Here is a 17359-nt window from a genome sequence, read left to right on the forward strand (position 1 = left end):
GAGAATAGAGAAGTGGATTTCATGACTTGGAAAATACATGCGATTACAGATGATCTCGCTGGACAAGATATTGCAATAGAGCGTGACATGCTGGTAGGGCGTCATCAGAGCGCCGATATTGTGTTGCAGGCAGCAGAGATTTCGCGTAAACATGCGGCTTTCCTGCTTAAAGAGGATGCACTGTGGGTGCAGGATTTGGGTTCATCCAATGGTACCTTTGTAAATGATCTGCGTATTGAGCAGGAAACCCTGTTAAAGCAAGATGATATCGTTCAATTCGCCAGCTTGAAGTTTTTGGTGCTTGAACCGGTTCGTGCGGTTGACGTTGCTGCAGACATTGAAGCAACTGCTGAAAAAGTGACTGAAGATGTAGAAGTGGTTGAAAAAACGCCAGCTCAACATATGAATGAGCAAGGTATACCAGAATTGAAAGAGCGTGATGCTTCAATCCAGTTAACACGTGATGGCATGCCAACCAATGTCGGTATTCCGAAACCGGCCCCGATTGCTGAAGGTATTGATCTGACCGCCGTCAAGCCTGAGCCTGCCCCGGTTTCGGTAGAGCAGCCGATTTCCCGTGTTGAACAGGAAAAACAGGCGCAGAAAAATGCTTCTGTAGGCTTGATTTCCCTGATTGTACTGGTGATTCTGGCGATTATTGCCTGGGTATTATTTAAATAGGCCGATGATTGGCTATACAATCAAGGCATGCAGAACGCATGCCTTTTTTGACAATGCATAACTAAAAACGAGGGTCAGGATGTCAATTGCACAGCTCGAACAGCGCCAGCTGATTTTATTTGATCTGGATGGTACCTTGGTGGATTCGGCTCATGATCTGTATCGCGCCATGAATATGAGTCTTAATATCATGCAACTGCCCTCGGTGACGGAAGAGCAGGTGCGGGTCTGGATTGGCAAGGGCAGTTCCCTCTTTTGCGAGAGCGTCCTGCGCCATTTGGTCGGTGAGGTGATGCCAGCGCAGCATCAGGAATTACTCAGTACCTTTCTGGAAATTTACAATGCCGATCCATGTATTGATACCGTGCCTTTCCCGGGGATTCTGGAATTTCTGGCTTGGGCCAAGGCCGAAGGTAAAACCCTGATCTGTGTTACCAATAAACCGGAGCGTCCGGCATGCAGTATTCTGGATACCTTGGAAATGTCACAGTATTTTACAGATACCATCGGTGGTGACCGGTTTGCCGAACGTAAGCCGCATCCACGTCAGCTATTACATTGTGTAGAGCACTATCAGGTGGCCAAAGAACAGGTCTTGCTGATTGGTGATTCTTGCAATGATATTGAAGCAGCACGTCGGGCCGGCATTGATTGTATTGTAGTCAGCTATGGCTATAATCATGGCGAGGATATTGCGGATTCGCAGCCACAGCAGATCGTGAGTGACTTAAGAGATTTGCTGAACTAGCACAAGGGAATAAAGGAAATAGAATGAATAGTGATACGGTTTTTCGATGGCGTCGCTCGGTTCACTTCAATTTGCAAACTAAGTAAACCCTATTAAAAGAGAAAAACCGAATGACCACTCAAGCCCAATTCCAGCAACTTGCAGCACAAGGGTACAACCTGATTCCTGTTTATCGCCAGCGTCTGGCGGATACAGAAACCCCATTGTCCGTATTTGCCCGTTTAAAACAGCATCAACATGCCTATTTATTTGAATCTGTTGAGGGCGGTGAAAACTGGGCGCGCTATTCCATTATTGGACTCGGTGAATCTACCGTATTCTCCTGTAATGCAGGGCAACTCACAATACAACATGCCGATGGCCGCCTTGAGCAGCAGGCATGTAGCGATCCATTTCAATATATCCGTGATTTTCAGGCCCAGTTTAAAGTTCCGACTCAGGCCGAACTTCCGGCATTGCCAAGTTTTACCGGCGGTCTGGTCGGTTACTTTGGTTACGATACGGTGCGTTATATCGAACCACGCCTGAACAATATGCCTGAAGCGGATCCTGTGGGTCTGCCAGACCTCTGGATGATGCTGTCTAAAACCGTTATCGTGTTTGATAATTTAAAAGATACCTTGTTCCTGATTGTACATGGCGATGCCACGGATCCAGTTGCTTATGAAAAAGCACAGGAACAATTAAATGAACTGGAAAATATTCTGGCAACCCCAGTCAGCTTAAAAGCAGAAAAACATACCCCTCCGCATTTCGAGTCGCTCACCGGAAAAGATAAGTTTTTGGAGTCGGTAGAGCAGGTTAAGGAGTATATCCGTGCTGGAGATGTCATGCAGGTGGTACCAGGCCACCGGATGGTGTCTGACTTTGATGGCGACCCGTTACAGGTTTATCGCGCATTGCGTCATTTGAATCCATCCCCTTATCTGTTTTTGGTACAAGGACAGACCCTGGACAACCAGACGCCGTTTCATATTGTCGGTTCTTCACCAGAAATTCTGTCCCGTCTGGAAAATGGTATTGCTACAGTCCGCCCGCTGGCAGGAACCCGTCCACGCGGCAAGAGTAAAGAAGAAGATCTGGCTTTAGAACAAGAGTTGCTTTCTGATGAAAAAGAGATCGCCGAGCATGTCATGCTGATCGACTTGGGGCGAAATGATGTGGGGCGGGTCTCAAAAACTGGAAAAGTGCAAGTGACAGATCAAATGGTGATCGAGCGTTATTCCCATGTCATGCATATTGTGTCGAATGTACAGGGTGAAGTCCGCGATGATGTCGATGCGCTGGATGTTTTTAAAGCCACTTTCCCAGCAGGCACACTTTCTGGTGCGCCTAAAATCCGCGCCATGGAAATTATTGATGAAGTCGAGCCGGTAAAACGTGGGATTTTTGGCGGTGCTGTGGGTTATTTAGGCTGGCATGGTGAAATGGACATGTCGATTGCGATTCGTACCTGCGTTATTCGTGAAAATAAGGTCTATGTACAGGCCGGAGCAGGTTTAGTTGCAGACTCAAATCCTGAGTCTGAGTGGAATGAAACCCAAATAAAAGCTCGCGCAGTGATCAAAGCGGTTGAATTATCGTCAAACGGATTGATTTTGTGAGTTTTTGGCATTTTTTTTGAAAAAAACACTTGCACGGATTTCAAGTTTTGCTAAACTGCACACCGTTCCGATACGAAACGTACGAAACACTAAGAAACGCCGGCATAGCTCAGTTGGTAGAGCAACTGACTTGTAATCAGTAGGTCCACAGTTCGAATCCGTGTGCCGGCACCATCTTAGAAAGTTTGGAGTACAAAGTAAAGAACGACACTGATGTAAGTGTAAAATGGTGGGATTCCCGAGCGGTCAAAGGGGGCGGACTGTAACTCCGCTACGAAAGTTTCGAAGGTTCGAATCCTTCTCCCACCACCAATTTTAAGACTTCAAAGTGGTTCAGTACCAACATCGTGCGGGAGTAGCTCAGTTGGTAGAGCGGCAGCCTTCCAAGCTGCATGTCGCGAGTTCGATCCTCGTCTCCCGCTCCATGAGTTGAAGTACTAATATTTGCTCTTATAGCTCAGTGGTAGAGCACTCCCTTGGTAAGGGAGAGGTCTCGAGTTCAAATCTCGATAAGAGCTCCAGATTACAGTTTGGCAACTTAAGTTGCAAAAATATTCCAAAAGCAGGCTATTTAGTCTGCTTTTCAAGTATTTGGTGTTCGGTTTTTTTAAACGATATGTCGGAGCTGGGTTTTACTCAGAATTGTGTTCGACGTAAACGAGGAAGATTAACATGGCTAAGGCTAAGTTTGAACGTAATAAGCCACACGTTAACGTGGGCACAATCGGTCACGTTGACCATGGTAAAACAACTTTAACAGCTGCGATTGCAACTGTATGTGCGAAGAAATTCGGTGGTGAAGCTCGTGACTACGCTGCAATTGACTCTGCACCAGAAGAAAAAGCACGTGGTATTACTATTAATACTTCACACGTAGAATACGATTCTCCAACTCGTCACTACGCTCACGTCGACTGCCCAGGTCACGCCGACTATGTTAAAAACATGATTACTGGTGCGGCTCAGATGGATGGCGCGATCCTGGTATGTTCAGCGACTGATGGTCCTATGCCACAAACTCGTGAACACATCCTGCTTTCTCGTCAGGTTGGTGTTCCATACATCATCGTATTCCTGAACAAATGTGACATCGTTGATGACGAAGAGCTGATCGAACTGGTAGAAATGGAAGTTCGTGAACTTCTTTCTACATACGACTTCCCGGGTGACGACACTCCGGTAATCCGTGGTTCTGCTCTTGCTGCACTGAACGGCGAATCTGGCCAGTATGGCGAAGATGCTGTAGTTGCACTTGTTGAAGCGCTTGATACTTATATCCCAGAGCCAGTACGTGCAATCGATCAAGCATTCTTGATGCCAATTGAAGACGTATTCTCTATTTCTGGTCGTGGTACAGTAGTAACTGGTCGTGTTGAGACTGGTGTTGTACGCGTTGGTGAAGAAGTTGAAATCGTAGGTATCAAAGACACCGTTAAAACAACTGTAACTGGTGTTGAGATGTTCCGTAAGCTTCTAGACGAAGGTCGTGCGGGCGAGAACTGTGGTGTTCTTCTTCGTGGTACTAAGCGTGAAGACGTACAACGTGGTCAAGTATTGGCTAAACCAGGTTCAATCAAGCCACACACTAAATTCGATGCGGAAGTATACGTACTTTCTAAAGAAGAAGGTGGTCGTCACACTCCATTCCTGAACGGTTACCGTCCACAGTTCTATTTCCGTACAACTGACGTAACTGGTGCGATCCAGTTGAAAGAAGGTGTGGAAATGGTTATGCCTGGTGACAACGTTGAGATGTCAGTAGAACTGATCCACCCAATCGCAATGGACCCAGGTCTGCGTTTTGCGATCCGTGAAGGTGGTCGTACAGTGGGTGCTGGTGTAGTTGCTAAAGTAACTGCATAATCATAGAATAGTAAAAACAAGCTGGGGTTTAGGCTCCAGTTTGTTTTACAGGCCAGTAGTTCAATTGGTAGAGCGTCGGTCTCCAAAACCGAATGTTGGGGGTTCGAGTCCCTCCTGGCCTGCCAAGTTTTTTTTAAAGACGCTTGATGTCGGCAAAACTGGTCATATAATAAGTCGCGAAACCTACGACGAGTACAAAAATGTCGAATGATAAATCACGCGACGCATTAAGCGAAGCGGCAATTCCTCAAAGAAATAATCCTGCTGTAGATGTAAGTTCAGGTTCTCCATTGGACGTGGTTCTGTGGATTATCGCCTTGATTTTATTGGTAGGTGCGATGATGGTAAACCAATATTTACCTGCATACTGGGCACCCGCGAATGATATTTGGGTGCGTGTTGGGGTAATTTTGGCTTGTATCGTTGTGGCATTCGGTTTATTATACGCCACCCATCAAGGCAAAGGCTTTGTTCGTCTTGTTAAAGATGCACGAATCGAGTTACGTCGAGTAACCTGGCCTACCAAACAAGAGACCGTGACCACATCTTGGCATGTCCTTGTAGTTGTAGTTGTAGCAGCCATTTTATTATGGTGTTTTGACTATATTTTAGGCTGGTTAATGAAGTTTATTATCGGGTAAGAGAGCTATGAAACGTTGGTACATTATTCATGCCTATTCAGGCTATGAAAAACAAGTGATGCGTTCGCTTAATGATCGAATCCAGCGTAGCGCTGTTGCCGATAGCTTTGGTGAAGTCCTTGTTCCTACCGAAGAAGTGGTAGAGATGAAGGATGGCAAGAAACGTAAATCAGAGCGTAAGTTCTTTCCAGGCTATGTATTGGTCGAAATGGAAATGAATGATGATACTTGGCATATCGTAAAAGAGTGTCCAAAAGTCCTTGGCTTTATTGGGGGTACGGCAGAAAAGCCAGCTCCAATTACGCAAAAAGAAGCTGATGCGATTCTGGCGCGTGTACGCAATACTGGTGAAGCACCTCGTCCGAAGACGATGTTTGAACCAGGCGAAGAATTACTTGTAATTGACGGTCCATTCACTGACTTTAAAGGCGTGGTGGAAGAAGTTCTTTACGAAAAGTCACGTTTAACGTTGACGATTAATGTATTTAACCGACCAACTCAAGTTGAATTGGAATTTCGTCAAGTCGAAAAAGCAATCTAGCTGGTCTTGGTTGAAAGCGCCCGACTTTTTTAAGCTCGGGCATTGTTGTTGTAACGGTAGCGTTGCGTAAATGTTGGGGAGCCTTCATCGGCGTTTGTACCCAGAGGTAATTTGAAATGGCTAAGAAGATTGACGGCTATATCAAGCTGCAAGTTCCAGCTGGTAAAGCGAATCCATCTCCACCGATTGGTCCTGCACTAGGTCAACGTGGTGTAAACATCATGGCATTCTGTAAAGAATTCAATGCTGCTACACAAAAACTTGAAGCTGGTCTGCCAATTCCAGTCGTGATCACTGTGTACAACGACAAGTCGTTCACATTCATCATGAAAACTCCACCTGCTGCGATTCTTCTTAAGAAAGCTGCGGGTATCCAGAAGGGTTCAGCTGTACCTAACAAAACTAAAGTTGGTAAGTTGACTCGTGCTCAAATCGAAGAAATTGCGACTACTAAAGAACCAGATCTTACTGGTGCTGATTTAGACGCACGTGTACGTACCATTGCTGGTTCTGCGCGTTCTATGGGCTTGGATGTGGAGCTTTAAGACATGGCTAAATTAACTAAACGTCAAAAAGCGATCGTGGCTGCTGTAGAAGCGAACAAGGTTTACACGCTAGAAGAAGCTGTTGCAGTTTTAGAGAGCCTTCCAGCTCCTAAATTCAAAGAATCTTTGGATATTGCAGTAAACCTGGGTGTTGACCCTCGTAAATCTGACCAGGTTGTGCGTGGTGCAACGACTCTTCCTGCAGGTACTGGTAAAACTGTACGTGTAGCTGTATTCGCTCAAGGTGCTGCTGCTGAAGCGGCTAAAGCTGAAGGCGCAGACGTTGTTGGTTTCGACGATCTGGCTGAAAGCATCCAGGCGGGTAACCTTGATTTCGACGTTGTGATTGCTGCTCCAGATGCAATGCGCGTTGTAGGTAAGCTGGGTACGATCCTTGGTCCACGTGGCTTAATGCCAAACCCTAAAGTGGGTACTGTAACTCCTGACGTAGCCACTGCAGTTAAAAATGCAAAAGCTGGTCAAGCACGTTACCGCGTAGACAAAGCAGGTATTATCCACGCTGCAATCGGTCAAGTAGGTTTCTCTGCTGAAGCGGTTCGTCAAAACGTTGAAGCTTTGGTTGCTGACTTGAAAAAGTTAAAACCTGCGACTTCTAAAGGCGTATACATCAAAAAGATCACTTTGAGCTCAACTATGGGTCCTGGTCTGATCGTTGATGTGGCAAACGTTACTGCTTAATCTCGCTGATTAAGAAAGAATTTTAAAGCCCTGAAGATGTCTCCTTCTCCCTCTGGGAGAAGGTCAGGAAGAGGGTTAAACCTCTCCCTAGCCCTCTCCTACAAGGAGAGGGGATAATTTAGGCAAACTTTGAATTGATAAATGAAAATTTATCAGCGTCAAAGACCGCGGGCGGGCGGAGTTTTATGCTCCGCTCTTAATAGCCCAGCCCGCGTAGACGCGGTGGTGTGATTTGTTCATCCTCCGCGTGTTAGTCCAGTGATGGGTTAACGAATTGGGAGTGTGCTTCGCGTAAGCACATAAATCACCGTTAGGAGGTTTTACAATGGCTCTTCTTATCGAAGGCAAAAAACAGATCGTAGCTGAAGTCGCTGAAGTCGCTTCTACTGCGTATGCTGCTGTTGTTGCTGACTATCAAGGTTTAACCGTAGGACAGTTAACTGCTCTACGTGTTGAAGCGCGTAAACTGGGTGTTGCTACACGTGTTGTACGTAATACTTTGGCTAAACGTGCTCTTCAAGATACTCAATTCAATATCTTGAATGACAACCTTGTTGGCCCAACGATCTTGGCTTTCTCAACTTCTGAAGACGACATGGGTGCTGCTGCTCGTTTGTTCGAAGAATTTGCTAAAACTAACAAAGCATTTGAACTTAAAGCTGCTGCATTTGACGGTAAGGTTTATGAAGGTGCTGAAGTTAGCGTTATCGCAAACCTTCCGAACCAAGAAAAAGCGCTTACTATGCTTGCAAACGTTCTTCAAGCTCCTATTTCGAAATTGGGTCGCCTTATTACTGCGCTCAAAGAGAAAAACGAGTCAGAAGCTGCATAAGCTTAAATCAATTTACACACCATTCAATTTCCATTTGGAGTTATTCTCATGGCTTTAACTAACGAAGAAATCCTAAACGCAGTTGCTGAAAAAACTGTTCTTGAACTTGTTGAACTTATTTCTGCTTTTGAAGAGAAATTCAACGTTTCTGCTGCTGCTGTAGCTGTTGCTGCTGCTCCTGGCGCTGCTGGTGCTGCTGCTGAAGAGCAATCAGAATTCAACGTTGAGTTGACTTCTTTCGGCGCGAACAAAGTTGCTGTAATTAAAGCAGTTCGTGAAGCAACTGGCCTTGGTCTTAAAGAAGCTAAAGATCTAGTTGAAGGCGCTCCTTCAGTGATCAAAGAAGCTGTTTCTAAAGAAGAAGGCGAAGAGCTTAAGAAGAAACTTGAAGAAGCTGGTGCTACAGTTACACTTAAGTAATTTCTTAAGGGAGTCGGGTTTTTTGTAATCGGCTCCAAAAATTGGCTGATGGCTATTGGGTCATCAGCCTTTTTGCGTTACAATAATCGGCTCGATTTTTGTTTGCATGATATAAAAATCATACAAATTAAAAATAAACATAATGTACACAAACGCTTAACAATATTTTTCGGTAAAAAAATATTGTTAAGCGTTTTAATACCACTAAAAATTGCAGCATTTGTAAACAGTGGTGGCCATATTGGCCGGCGTAATTCCTTCTAAGTCCGTTCTGCAGGCGGGCTTGGTTTACACTTTCCGAGGACTCCAGATGGCATACTCATATACCGAAAAGAAACGGATCCGTAAGAATTTTGGTAAATTGCCTAACATCATGGATGCTCCGTACTTGCTCGCGATTCAAGTCGACTCGTACAGAACATTCTTACAAGATGGCAAATCACCAAAAAACCGCGAAGATATCGGTCTCCAAGCCGCATTTCGTTCAGTTTTTCCTATTGAAAGTTATTCTGGCAATGCTGCTTTAGAATTTGTTGAGTATAGTCTTGGTAAGCCTGAGTTTGATGTACGCGAATGTATTCTTCGTGGCTCAACTTATGCCGCACCAATGCGCGTAAAAATTCGTTTGATCCTGAAAGATCGTGAAACGAAATCTATTAAAGACGTACGTGAACAAGAAGTCTACATGGGCGAAATGCCACTGATGACAGATAACGGTACTTTTGTGATCAATGGTACTGAGCGTGTCATCGTGTCGCAATTGCACCGTTCACCAGGTGTGTTCTTCGACCACGATAAAGGCAAGACTCATTCTAGTGGTAAGGTTCTTTATTCTGCACGTATTATTCCTTACCGTGGCTCATGGTTAGACTTTGAGTTTGATGCCAAAGATCTGGTCTATGTACGTATTGACCGTCGTCGTAAATTGCTGGCGACTGTCGTACTGCGTGCTTTAGGTTATAGCAACGAACAGATTCTCGACATGTTCTACGAGAAAGTACCTGTATATCTGGATATGGGCAGCTACCAGATTGACCTGGTTCCTGAGCGTCTGCGCGGTGAAATGGCTCAGTTCGATATCACTGATAATGATGGCAAAGTAATTGTTGAACAAGGTAAACGTATCAACGCGCGTCATGTTCGTCAAATGGAAGCTTCTGGCCTGACCAAGCTTTCAGTTCCTGATGAATACCTGTATGAGCGTATTACGGCTGAAGACATTGCCCTGAAAGATGGGGAAGTGATTGCTGCCAATACTGTACTTGGCCATGAAGTGATGGTCAAAATTGCTGAAGGCGGTGTGAAGCAGTTTAACATTCTGTTCACCAATGATATCGACCGTGGTCCTTTCGTCGCAGATACTTTGCGTGCAGATACCACAACCGGCCGTGAAGAAGCCCTGGTTGAAATCTATAAAGTGATGCGCCCAGGCGAGCCGCCAACAAAAGAAGCGGCTGAAAACCTGTTCAATAACCTGTTCTTCTCGTCTGAGCGTTATGACCTGTCTCCAGTAGGTCGTATGAAGTTTAACCGTCGTTTGGGTCGTCCTTACGAAGTCGGTACAGACCAGAAGTCACGTGAAGTTGAAGGCATTTTGTCGAACGAAGATATCACTGATGTATTAAAAACATTGGTTGAAATCCGTAACGGTAAAGGTGAAGTCGACGATATCGACCACTTGGGTAACCGTCGTGTGCGTTCAGTAGGCGAAATGACTGAGAACCAGTTCCGTGTAGGTCTGGTACGTGTAGAACGCGCGGTAAAAGAGCGTTTATCACAGGCTGAAACTGACAACCTATCTCCGCAAGACTTAATCAATGCGAAGCCAGTGGCTGCTGCGATCAAGGAATTCTTTGGTTCAAGCCAGTTGTCCCAGTTCATGGACCAGAACAACCCGTTGTCCGAGATTACCCACAAGCGTCGTGTATCCGCGCTTGGGCCAGGTGGTTTGACACGTGAACGTGCTGGCTTTGAAGTGCGTGACGTACACCAGACTCACTATGGTCGTGTCTGTCCAATTGAAACGCCTGAAGGTCCAAACATTGGTTTGATCAACTCGCTTTCAGTTTATGCAAAATGTAACAACTTCGGTTTCCTGGAAACACCATACCGTAAAGTCGTGGATGGTCGTGTAACAGAGGAAGTTGAATATCTGTCTGCAATTGAAGAAGTAGGCACTGTGATTGCACAGGCTGACTCTGCAGTAGATAAAAACGGTAACCTGACTGAAGAGTTCGTATCTGTACGTTACCAAGGTGAATTTGTACGAATTCCACCAGAAAAAGTGACACATATGGATGTCTCTGCCCAACAGGTCGTTTCGGTAGCCGCATCACTGATTCCATTCCTTGAGCACGATGATGCCAACCGTGCATTGATGGGTTCAAACATGCAGCGTCAGGCTGTTCCTACGTTAATCGCTGACAAGCCACTGGTTGGTACCGGTATGGAAGCGAACGTAGCACATGACTCTGGTGTATGTGTGATCGCGAAACGTGGTGGCCGTATTGAATTTGTTGATGCTTCTCGTGTCGTTATTCGTGTGAATGAAGACGAAATGGTGGCGGGCGAAGCAGGTGTAGATATTTACAACCTGATCAAATACACGCGTTCGAACCAGAACACCTGTATCAACCAGAAAGTTCTGGTGAGCCTAGGTGATAAAGTAGGCCGTGGTGATGTGCTGGCTGATGGTCCTTCGACGGATGGTGGTGAGCTTGCACTGGGTCAGAACATGCGTGTCGCGTTCATGACCTGGAATGGTTACAACTACGAAGACTCGATCTTGCTATCTGAGCGTGTACTTCAGGAAGACCGTTTAACGTCTATTCACATCCAGGAATTATCATGTGTTGCACGTGATACCAAATTGGGTGCGGAAGAAATCACTGCTGATATTCCAAACGTGGGTGAAGCGGCTCTGTCTAAGCTAGATGAGTCTGGTATTGTTTATATCGGTGCTGAAGTAACTGCAGGTGATATCCTGGTCGGTAAAGTAACGCCTAAAGGTGAAACACAGCTTACTCCGGAAGAAAAACTGCTACGTGCAATCTTCGGTGAAAAAGCAGCTGATGTGAAAGATTCATCACTCCGCGTTCCATCAGGCACCAAAGGTACCGTGATCGATGTTCAAGTGTTTACACGTGATGGTCTGGAAAAAGACGACCGTGCTCAAGCAATTGAAAAAGCACAGCTGGACGCTTACCGCAAAGATTTGAAAGAAGAATATAAAATCTTTGAAGAAGCGGCACGTGAACGTATTGTTCGCCTGTTGAAAGGTCAGGAATCGAATGGCGGCGGTACCACTAAACGCGGCGATAAACTGTCTGAAGATGTATTGTCTGGTTTAGAGCTGGTTGACCTGCTTGAAATCCAGCCGGTAGATGAAGCAATTGCAGAACGTTTAACCCAGATCCAGGTGTTCTTGAAAGAGAAGAGCCTCGAGATCGATGAGAAATTCGCTGAGAAGAAACGCAAACTGTCTACAGGCGATGAACTCACAACGGGTGTTCTGAAAGTTGTTAAGGTTTATCTGGCGGTCAAACGTCGTATCCAGCCAGGTGATAAGATGGCGGGTCGTCACGGTAACAAGGGTGTAGTATCTAACATCCTGCCGGTAGAAGACATGCCACACGATGCCAACGGTGTGCCTGTTGATATCGTACTGAACCCGCTCGGTGTACCATCTCGTATGAACGTGGGTCAGATTCTGGAAACTCACTTGGGTATGGCGGCGAAAGGTCTGGGCGACCAGATCGACAAGATGCTGAAAGAACAGCGTCAAATTGCCGAGCTGCGTGAATTCCTGGACAAGATTTACAATAAGGTCGGTGGTAAGCAAGAAGATCTTGATAGCCTAACCGATGATGAAATCTTGTTACTTTCTGGCAACCTGCGTGCAGGTGTTCCTTTGGCAACACCAGTATTTGATGGTGCTGAAGAAGGTCAGATCAAAGAGTTGTTGGAGCTGGCTGGCTTGTCACGTACGGGTCAAACTGTACTTTATGATGGCCGTACAGGTGAGCGTTTTGACCGTCCTGTAACAGTAGGTTATATGTACATGCTGAAACTGAACCACTTGGTGGATGACAAGATGCATGCACGTTCTACAGGTTCTTACTCACTTGTTACACAGCAGCCACTGGGTGGTAAAGCACAATTCGGTGGTCAGCGTTTCGGTGAGATGGAAGTCTGGGCGCTAGAGGCATACGGTGCAGCATATACGCTTCAGGAAATGCTCACTGTGAAGTCGGATGACGTTGAAGGTCGTACCCGCATCTATAAGAATATTGTAGATGGTAACCATTACATGGATCCAGGTATGCCTGAATCGTTCAACGTATTGACCAAAGAGATCCGTTCTTTAGGTATCAACATTGAACTGAAAAATGGTGACTAAATAACCATTAATCCTCCTGATCCCTTAAAAAAAGGGGAGTTCCGGCGCTTAATGCGCTCTGGAGCTTCCCTCCTGTAATAAAGGGGGGGACTGAAGGAGGATATTCAGTTAAAAACAATATTTGTGACCCAGTTGTGTAGTGAAAATCTCCACAACACACGGAGAAAAAAATTGAAAGACTTGCTCGATATCATGCGCAAAAAGACGGATTCAGACGGTCATGCTCCTGTAGAGTTTGACCGCATCCGTATTGGTCTTGCGTCACCAGAAATGATTAAGTCGTGGTCTCATGGTGAAGTTAAAAAACCGGAAACCATTAACTACCGTACGTTCAAGCCTGAACGTGATGGTTTATTCTGTGCCAAAATTTTTGGTCCAGTTAAAGATTACGAATGCTTGTGTGGCAAATACAAGCGTATGAAATACAAAGGCGTCATTTGTGAAAAGTGTGGCGTTGAAGTAACTACTGCTAAAGTTCGTCGTGAGCGTATGGGTCACATCGAACTGGCATCTCCAGTTGCGCATATCTGGTTCCTGAAATCACTGCCGAGCCGTATCGGTCTGTTATTAGATATGACACTGCGTGATATCGAACGTGTATTGTATTTTGAATCATATGTGGTCACTGACCCAGGTATGACGCCATTTGAGAAATACCAGCTTCTAAACGATGAAGAATACTTCAATGCGCTAGAAGAACACGGTGATGAATTCACTGCGAAAATGGGTGCAGAAGCTGTTCAGGATTTGTTGAAAGACATCGATCTTGAAAACGAAATTTCACGTCTGCGTGAAGAAATTCCAAACACAACGTCAGAGACCAAGCTGAAAAAAGCGTCTAAGCGTTTGAAATTGATGGAAGCGTTTAAAGAGTCAAACAACAAGCCAGAGTGGATGGTACTGACTGTACTTCCAGTACTTCCACCTGATCTTCGTCCATTGGTTCCGCTTGAAGGTGGTCGTTTTGCGACATCTGACCTGAACGATCTTTACCGTCGTGTGATCAACCGTAACAACCGTTTGAAACGTCTTCTTGACCTTGCAGCACCAGACATCATCGTACGTAACGAAAAACGTATGTTGCAAGAGTCTGTCGATGCTTTGTTAGATAACGGTCGTCGTGGTCGTGCCATTACTGGTTCAAACAAACGTCCATTGAAATCTTTGGCAGACATGATCAAAGGTAAACAGGGTCGTTTCCGTCAGAACTTACTTGGTAAGCGTGTTGACTACTCGGGCCGTTCGGTAATTACTGTTGGTCCAAACCTGCGTTTACACCAATGTGGTCTTCCGAAAAAAATGGCTCTTGAATTATTCAAGCCGTTTATTTTCGCGAAACTGCAAGCATCTGGCCAAGCCACCACCATTAAAGCTGCGAAGAAAATGGTGGAGCGCGAGACTCCAGAAGTTTGGGACGTACTGGCTTCTGTGATTCGTCAGCATCCAGTGATGTTGAACCGTGCGCCAACTCTTCACCGCTTAGGCCTGCAAGCATTTGAACCGATTCTGATTGAAGGTAAGGCAATCCGTCTGCATCCGCTCGTCTGTGCTGCGTTTAACGCCGACTTTGACGGTGACCAGATGGCGGTCCACGTTCCATTAACACTTGAAGCTCAGTTAGAAGCTCGTGCGTTAATGATGTCAACCAACAACATTCTGTCTCCAGCCAACGGTGAGCCGATCATCGTACCGTCTCAGGACGTGGTCTTGGGTCTTTACTACATCACTCGTGATGCAGTGAATGCCAAAGGTGAAGGCATGGTGTTCGCGGATACGCATGAAGTCAACCGCGCATTGGCAACAGGTCAGGTTGACCTGCACGCTCGTGTTAAAGCCCGTGTACACCAGACTGTAATTAATGAAAATGGCGAACGTGAACAACAAACAATTATTGTTGATACCACGCCTGGTCGCTGTCTGCTGTGGGAAGTGGTGCCAGAAGGTTTAAGCTTTGAGCAAATTAACGTGGAGATGACCAAAAAGAACATCTCTAAGTTAATCAACTCTTGCTACCGTAAGCTGGGTCTGAAAGATACTGTTATTTTTGCTGACCAATTGATGTACTTGGGCTTCCGTCAAGCGACGCGTTCAGGTGTTTCTGTAGGTATGGAAGACATGGTCATTCCGCCACAAAAAGAAATTATCATTGGTAAAGCTGAAGCTGAAGTTCGTGAAATCGAACAACAGTTTGAACAAGGTTTCGTCACTGCTGGTGAACGCTATAACAAAGTGGTCGATATTTGGGCGCGTACCAACGACCAAGTTGCCAAAGCGATGATGGACAACTTGTCATTCACTACCGTGAAAAACAAACAGGGTGAAGACGAGAAACAGAAATCATTCAACTCGATCTATATGATGTCTGACTCCGGTGCCCGTGGTTCCGCAGCTCAGATCCGTCAGTTGGCGGGTATGCGTGGTTTGATGGCGAAACCGGATGGTTCGATCATTGAAACCCCAATTAAAGCCAACTTCCGTGAAGGTTTGACCGTACTGCAGTACTTCATCTCGACGCACGGTGCGCGTAAAGGTTTGGCCGATACTGCATTGAAAACTGCGAACTCGGGTTATCTGACACGTCGTCTGGTTGACGTTGCACAAGACTTGGTCATTACGGAACCGGATTGTGGCACCTTGTCTGGTCTGGTAATGACTCCATTCATTCAGGGTGGTGACGTGATCGAGAACTTGGGGACTCGAGTTCTGGGTCGTGTGGTTGCGGAAGATGTGAAGAAAGCCGGTTCAGATGATGTGATTCTGCCGCGTAACACTTTGATCGACGAAAAGCTTGCAAACTTCCTAGAAGAGCAAGGTGTCGACGAAGTGAAAGTACGTTCAGTTGTATCTTGTGAATCGACTTTCGGTGTATGTGCGAAGTGTTATGGTCGTGACCTTGCGCGGGGTCATCTGGTGAATCCAGGTGAATCTGTAGGTGTTATGGCTGCTCAATCGATTGGTGAGCCGGGTACACAGTTAACGATGCGTACCTTCCACGTCGGGGGTGCGGCAAGCCGAACTTCTGCTGCGAACAGCGTACAGGTTCGTAACAAAGGTACTGTACGTTTCCACAACGTGAAAACTGTACAGCATGCCAAAGGTCACCAGGTATCGACTTCACGTTCAGGTGAAATCGGTATTGCGGATGATTTAGGCCGTGAGCGCGAACGCTATAAACTGCCATACGGTGCGTCTATTTTGCTGAAAGATGGCGAGACTGTGGAAGCAGGCGGTATCGTGGCGACTTGGGATCCGCATACACATCCACTGGTGACAGAAGTTGCTGGTAAGATTCGCTTCAGCCAAATCGCTGACGGTGTAACTGCAACATCGAAAACCGATGATGCAACGGGTATGACTACTGTTGAAATCCTGCCAGTGACTGCACGTCCAGTATCTGGTAAAGACTTACGTCCAGCAGTGGTATTAGATACTGTTGATGGTGCCGAGCAGTTCTACTTCCTGCCACAGAACACGATTCTTTCTGTCCGTGACGGCGAAACAATTGGTGTCGGTGATGTTATCGGTCGTGTACCACAGGAATCTTCACGTACCCGTGATATTACCGGTGGTCTGCCACGTGTTGCGGACTTGTTCGAAGCGCGTAAGCCGAAAGAACATGCGATCCTTGCAGAAGTGTCTGGTATTGTCAGCTTCGGTAAAGAAACCAAAGGTAAGAACCGTCTGGTAATTACACCGGATGATGGCTCTGAAGTATATGAAGAGCTGATTCCGAAATGGCGTCAAATCAACGTGTTCGAAGGCGAGCATGTGAACCGTGGTGAAACTATTTCTGATGGTCCACAGAACCCGCATGACATTTTACGTCTGAAAGGTGAAGTGGCGTTGACCAACTACATCGTGAACGAAGTTCAGGATGTATACCGTCTGCAAGGTGTAAAAATCAACGACAAGCATATTGAAGTAATCGTACGTCAAATGCTGCGTAAAGTAGATATTACAGATGGTGGCGATACCAGCTTCATCAAAGGTGAGCAAGTAGATTTCATCCGTGTAATGCAAGAGAACCAAGCTGTTCTGGCACAGAACAAGTTCCCTGCGAAGTATGAACGCCAATTGATGGGTATTACCAAAGCGTCGCTGTCTACTGACTCGTTCATCTCTGCTGCATCGTTCCAGGAAACAACTCGTGTGTTAACTGAAGCGGCTGTAACCGGTAAAGAAGATGATTTACGTGGTCTGAAAGAAAACGTAGTGGTAGGTCGTCTGATCCCGGCGGGCACAGGTTTGGCTTATCACCTCGAGCGTCGTCGTCAGGAAGCGGAAGCTGCAGAATTTGAACTGCACAATGACTTCTCTGATGTCGATCAAGCGCTAAGCCAAGCATTCAATGATGAATTTAACGGTCTGTAATTGGTCCTTTAAATA

The 17359-nt window shown here is 46.0% G+C and carries 12 protein-coding genes and 5 tRNA genes; all 17 read left to right on the top strand.

Features of this window, described 5'->3' with window-relative positions:
* Positions 1–21 precede the first annotated feature (21 nt).
* The 17 genes from E5Y90_RS01135 (at position 22) to rpoC (ending at position 17344) form a co-directional block, all read left to right on the top strand.
* Positions 22–681, top strand: a complete 660-nt coding sequence (locus tag E5Y90_RS01135) for an FHA domain-containing protein (protein WP_174659171.1) — start codon at positions 22–24, stop codon at positions 679–681.
* Between the two features lie 79 nt (positions 682–760).
* A complete protein-coding gene (gene gph, locus E5Y90_RS01140; RefSeq protein WP_151207613.1) occupies positions 761–1429 on the top strand; it encodes a phosphoglycolate phosphatase in 669 nt (222 codons plus the stop codon).
* A 110-nt stretch (positions 1430–1539) separates the two neighbouring features.
* Positions 1540–3033 (top strand): anthranilate synthase component I, encoded by a 1494-nt coding sequence (gene trpE / locus E5Y90_RS01145; protein WP_174659172.1) that lies wholly within the window; start codon positions 1540–1542, stop codon positions 3031–3033.
* Positions 3034–3131: 98 nt separating this feature from the next.
* A tRNA-Thr gene (locus tag E5Y90_RS01150) sits at positions 3132–3207 on the top strand.
* Positions 3208–3261: 54 nt separating this feature from the next.
* Positions 3262–3345 (top strand) — tRNA-Tyr (locus E5Y90_RS01155).
* 37 nt (positions 3346–3382) lie between these two features.
* Positions 3383–3458 (top strand) — tRNA-Gly (locus tag E5Y90_RS01160).
* A gap of 21 nt (positions 3459–3479) precedes the next feature.
* Positions 3480–3554, top strand: a tRNA-Thr gene (locus E5Y90_RS01165).
* Positions 3555–3705: 151 nt separating this feature from the next.
* Positions 3706–4896: an elongation factor Tu gene (gene tuf, locus E5Y90_RS01170; RefSeq protein WP_151203694.1), complete on the top strand. Its 1191-nt coding sequence runs from the start codon at positions 3706–3708 to the stop codon at positions 4894–4896.
* Positions 4897–4945: 49 nt separating this feature from the next.
* Positions 4946–5021 (top strand) — tRNA-Trp (locus tag E5Y90_RS01175).
* Between the two features lie 75 nt (positions 5022–5096).
* Positions 5097–5537, top strand: coding sequence for a preprotein translocase subunit SecE (gene secE, locus E5Y90_RS01180; protein WP_151207427.1), 441 nt, complete (start codon positions 5097–5099; stop codon positions 5535–5537).
* A 7-nt stretch (positions 5538–5544) separates the two neighbouring features.
* The gene (gene nusG, locus E5Y90_RS01185) at positions 5545–6078 is read left to right on the top strand and encodes a transcription termination/antitermination protein NusG (RefSeq protein WP_151204493.1); all 534 of its coding nucleotides are present in this window, start codon (positions 5545–5547) and stop codon (positions 6076–6078) included.
* A gap of 116 nt (positions 6079–6194) precedes the next feature.
* Positions 6195–6623, top strand: coding sequence for a 50S ribosomal protein L11 (gene rplK / locus E5Y90_RS01190; RefSeq protein WP_151204492.1), 429 nt, complete (start codon positions 6195–6197; stop codon positions 6621–6623).
* A 3-nt stretch (positions 6624–6626) separates the two neighbouring features.
* Positions 6627–7322: a 50S ribosomal protein L1 gene (rplA, locus tag E5Y90_RS01195; RefSeq protein ID WP_151204491.1), complete on the top strand. Its 696-nt coding sequence runs from the start codon at positions 6627–6629 to the stop codon at positions 7320–7322.
* A 325-nt stretch (positions 7323–7647) separates the two neighbouring features.
* Entirely contained in the window at positions 7648–8154 is a 507-nt protein-coding gene (rplJ, locus tag E5Y90_RS01200) for a 50S ribosomal protein L10 (protein WP_151204490.1), read from the top strand.
* Positions 8155–8202: 48 nt separating this feature from the next.
* Entirely contained in the window at positions 8203–8574 is a 372-nt protein-coding gene (gene rplL, locus E5Y90_RS01205) for a 50S ribosomal protein L7/L12 (protein ID WP_151204489.1), read from the top strand.
* 310 nt (positions 8575–8884) lie between these two features.
* A complete protein-coding gene (rpoB, locus tag E5Y90_RS01210; protein ID WP_151204488.1) occupies positions 8885–12973 on the top strand; it encodes a DNA-directed RNA polymerase subunit beta in 4089 nt (1362 codons plus the stop codon).
* 171 nt (positions 12974–13144) lie between these two features.
* Positions 13145–17344, top strand: a complete 4200-nt coding sequence (gene rpoC, locus E5Y90_RS01215; protein WP_151207423.1) for a DNA-directed RNA polymerase subunit beta' — start codon at positions 13145–13147, stop codon at positions 17342–17344.
* Positions 17345–17359 lie beyond the last annotated feature (15 nt).

It is taken from the genome of Acinetobacter sp. 10FS3-1, assembly GCF_013343215.1.
Taxonomy (GTDB): Bacteria; Pseudomonadota; Gammaproteobacteria; order Pseudomonadales; family Moraxellaceae; genus Acinetobacter; species Acinetobacter lwoffii_C.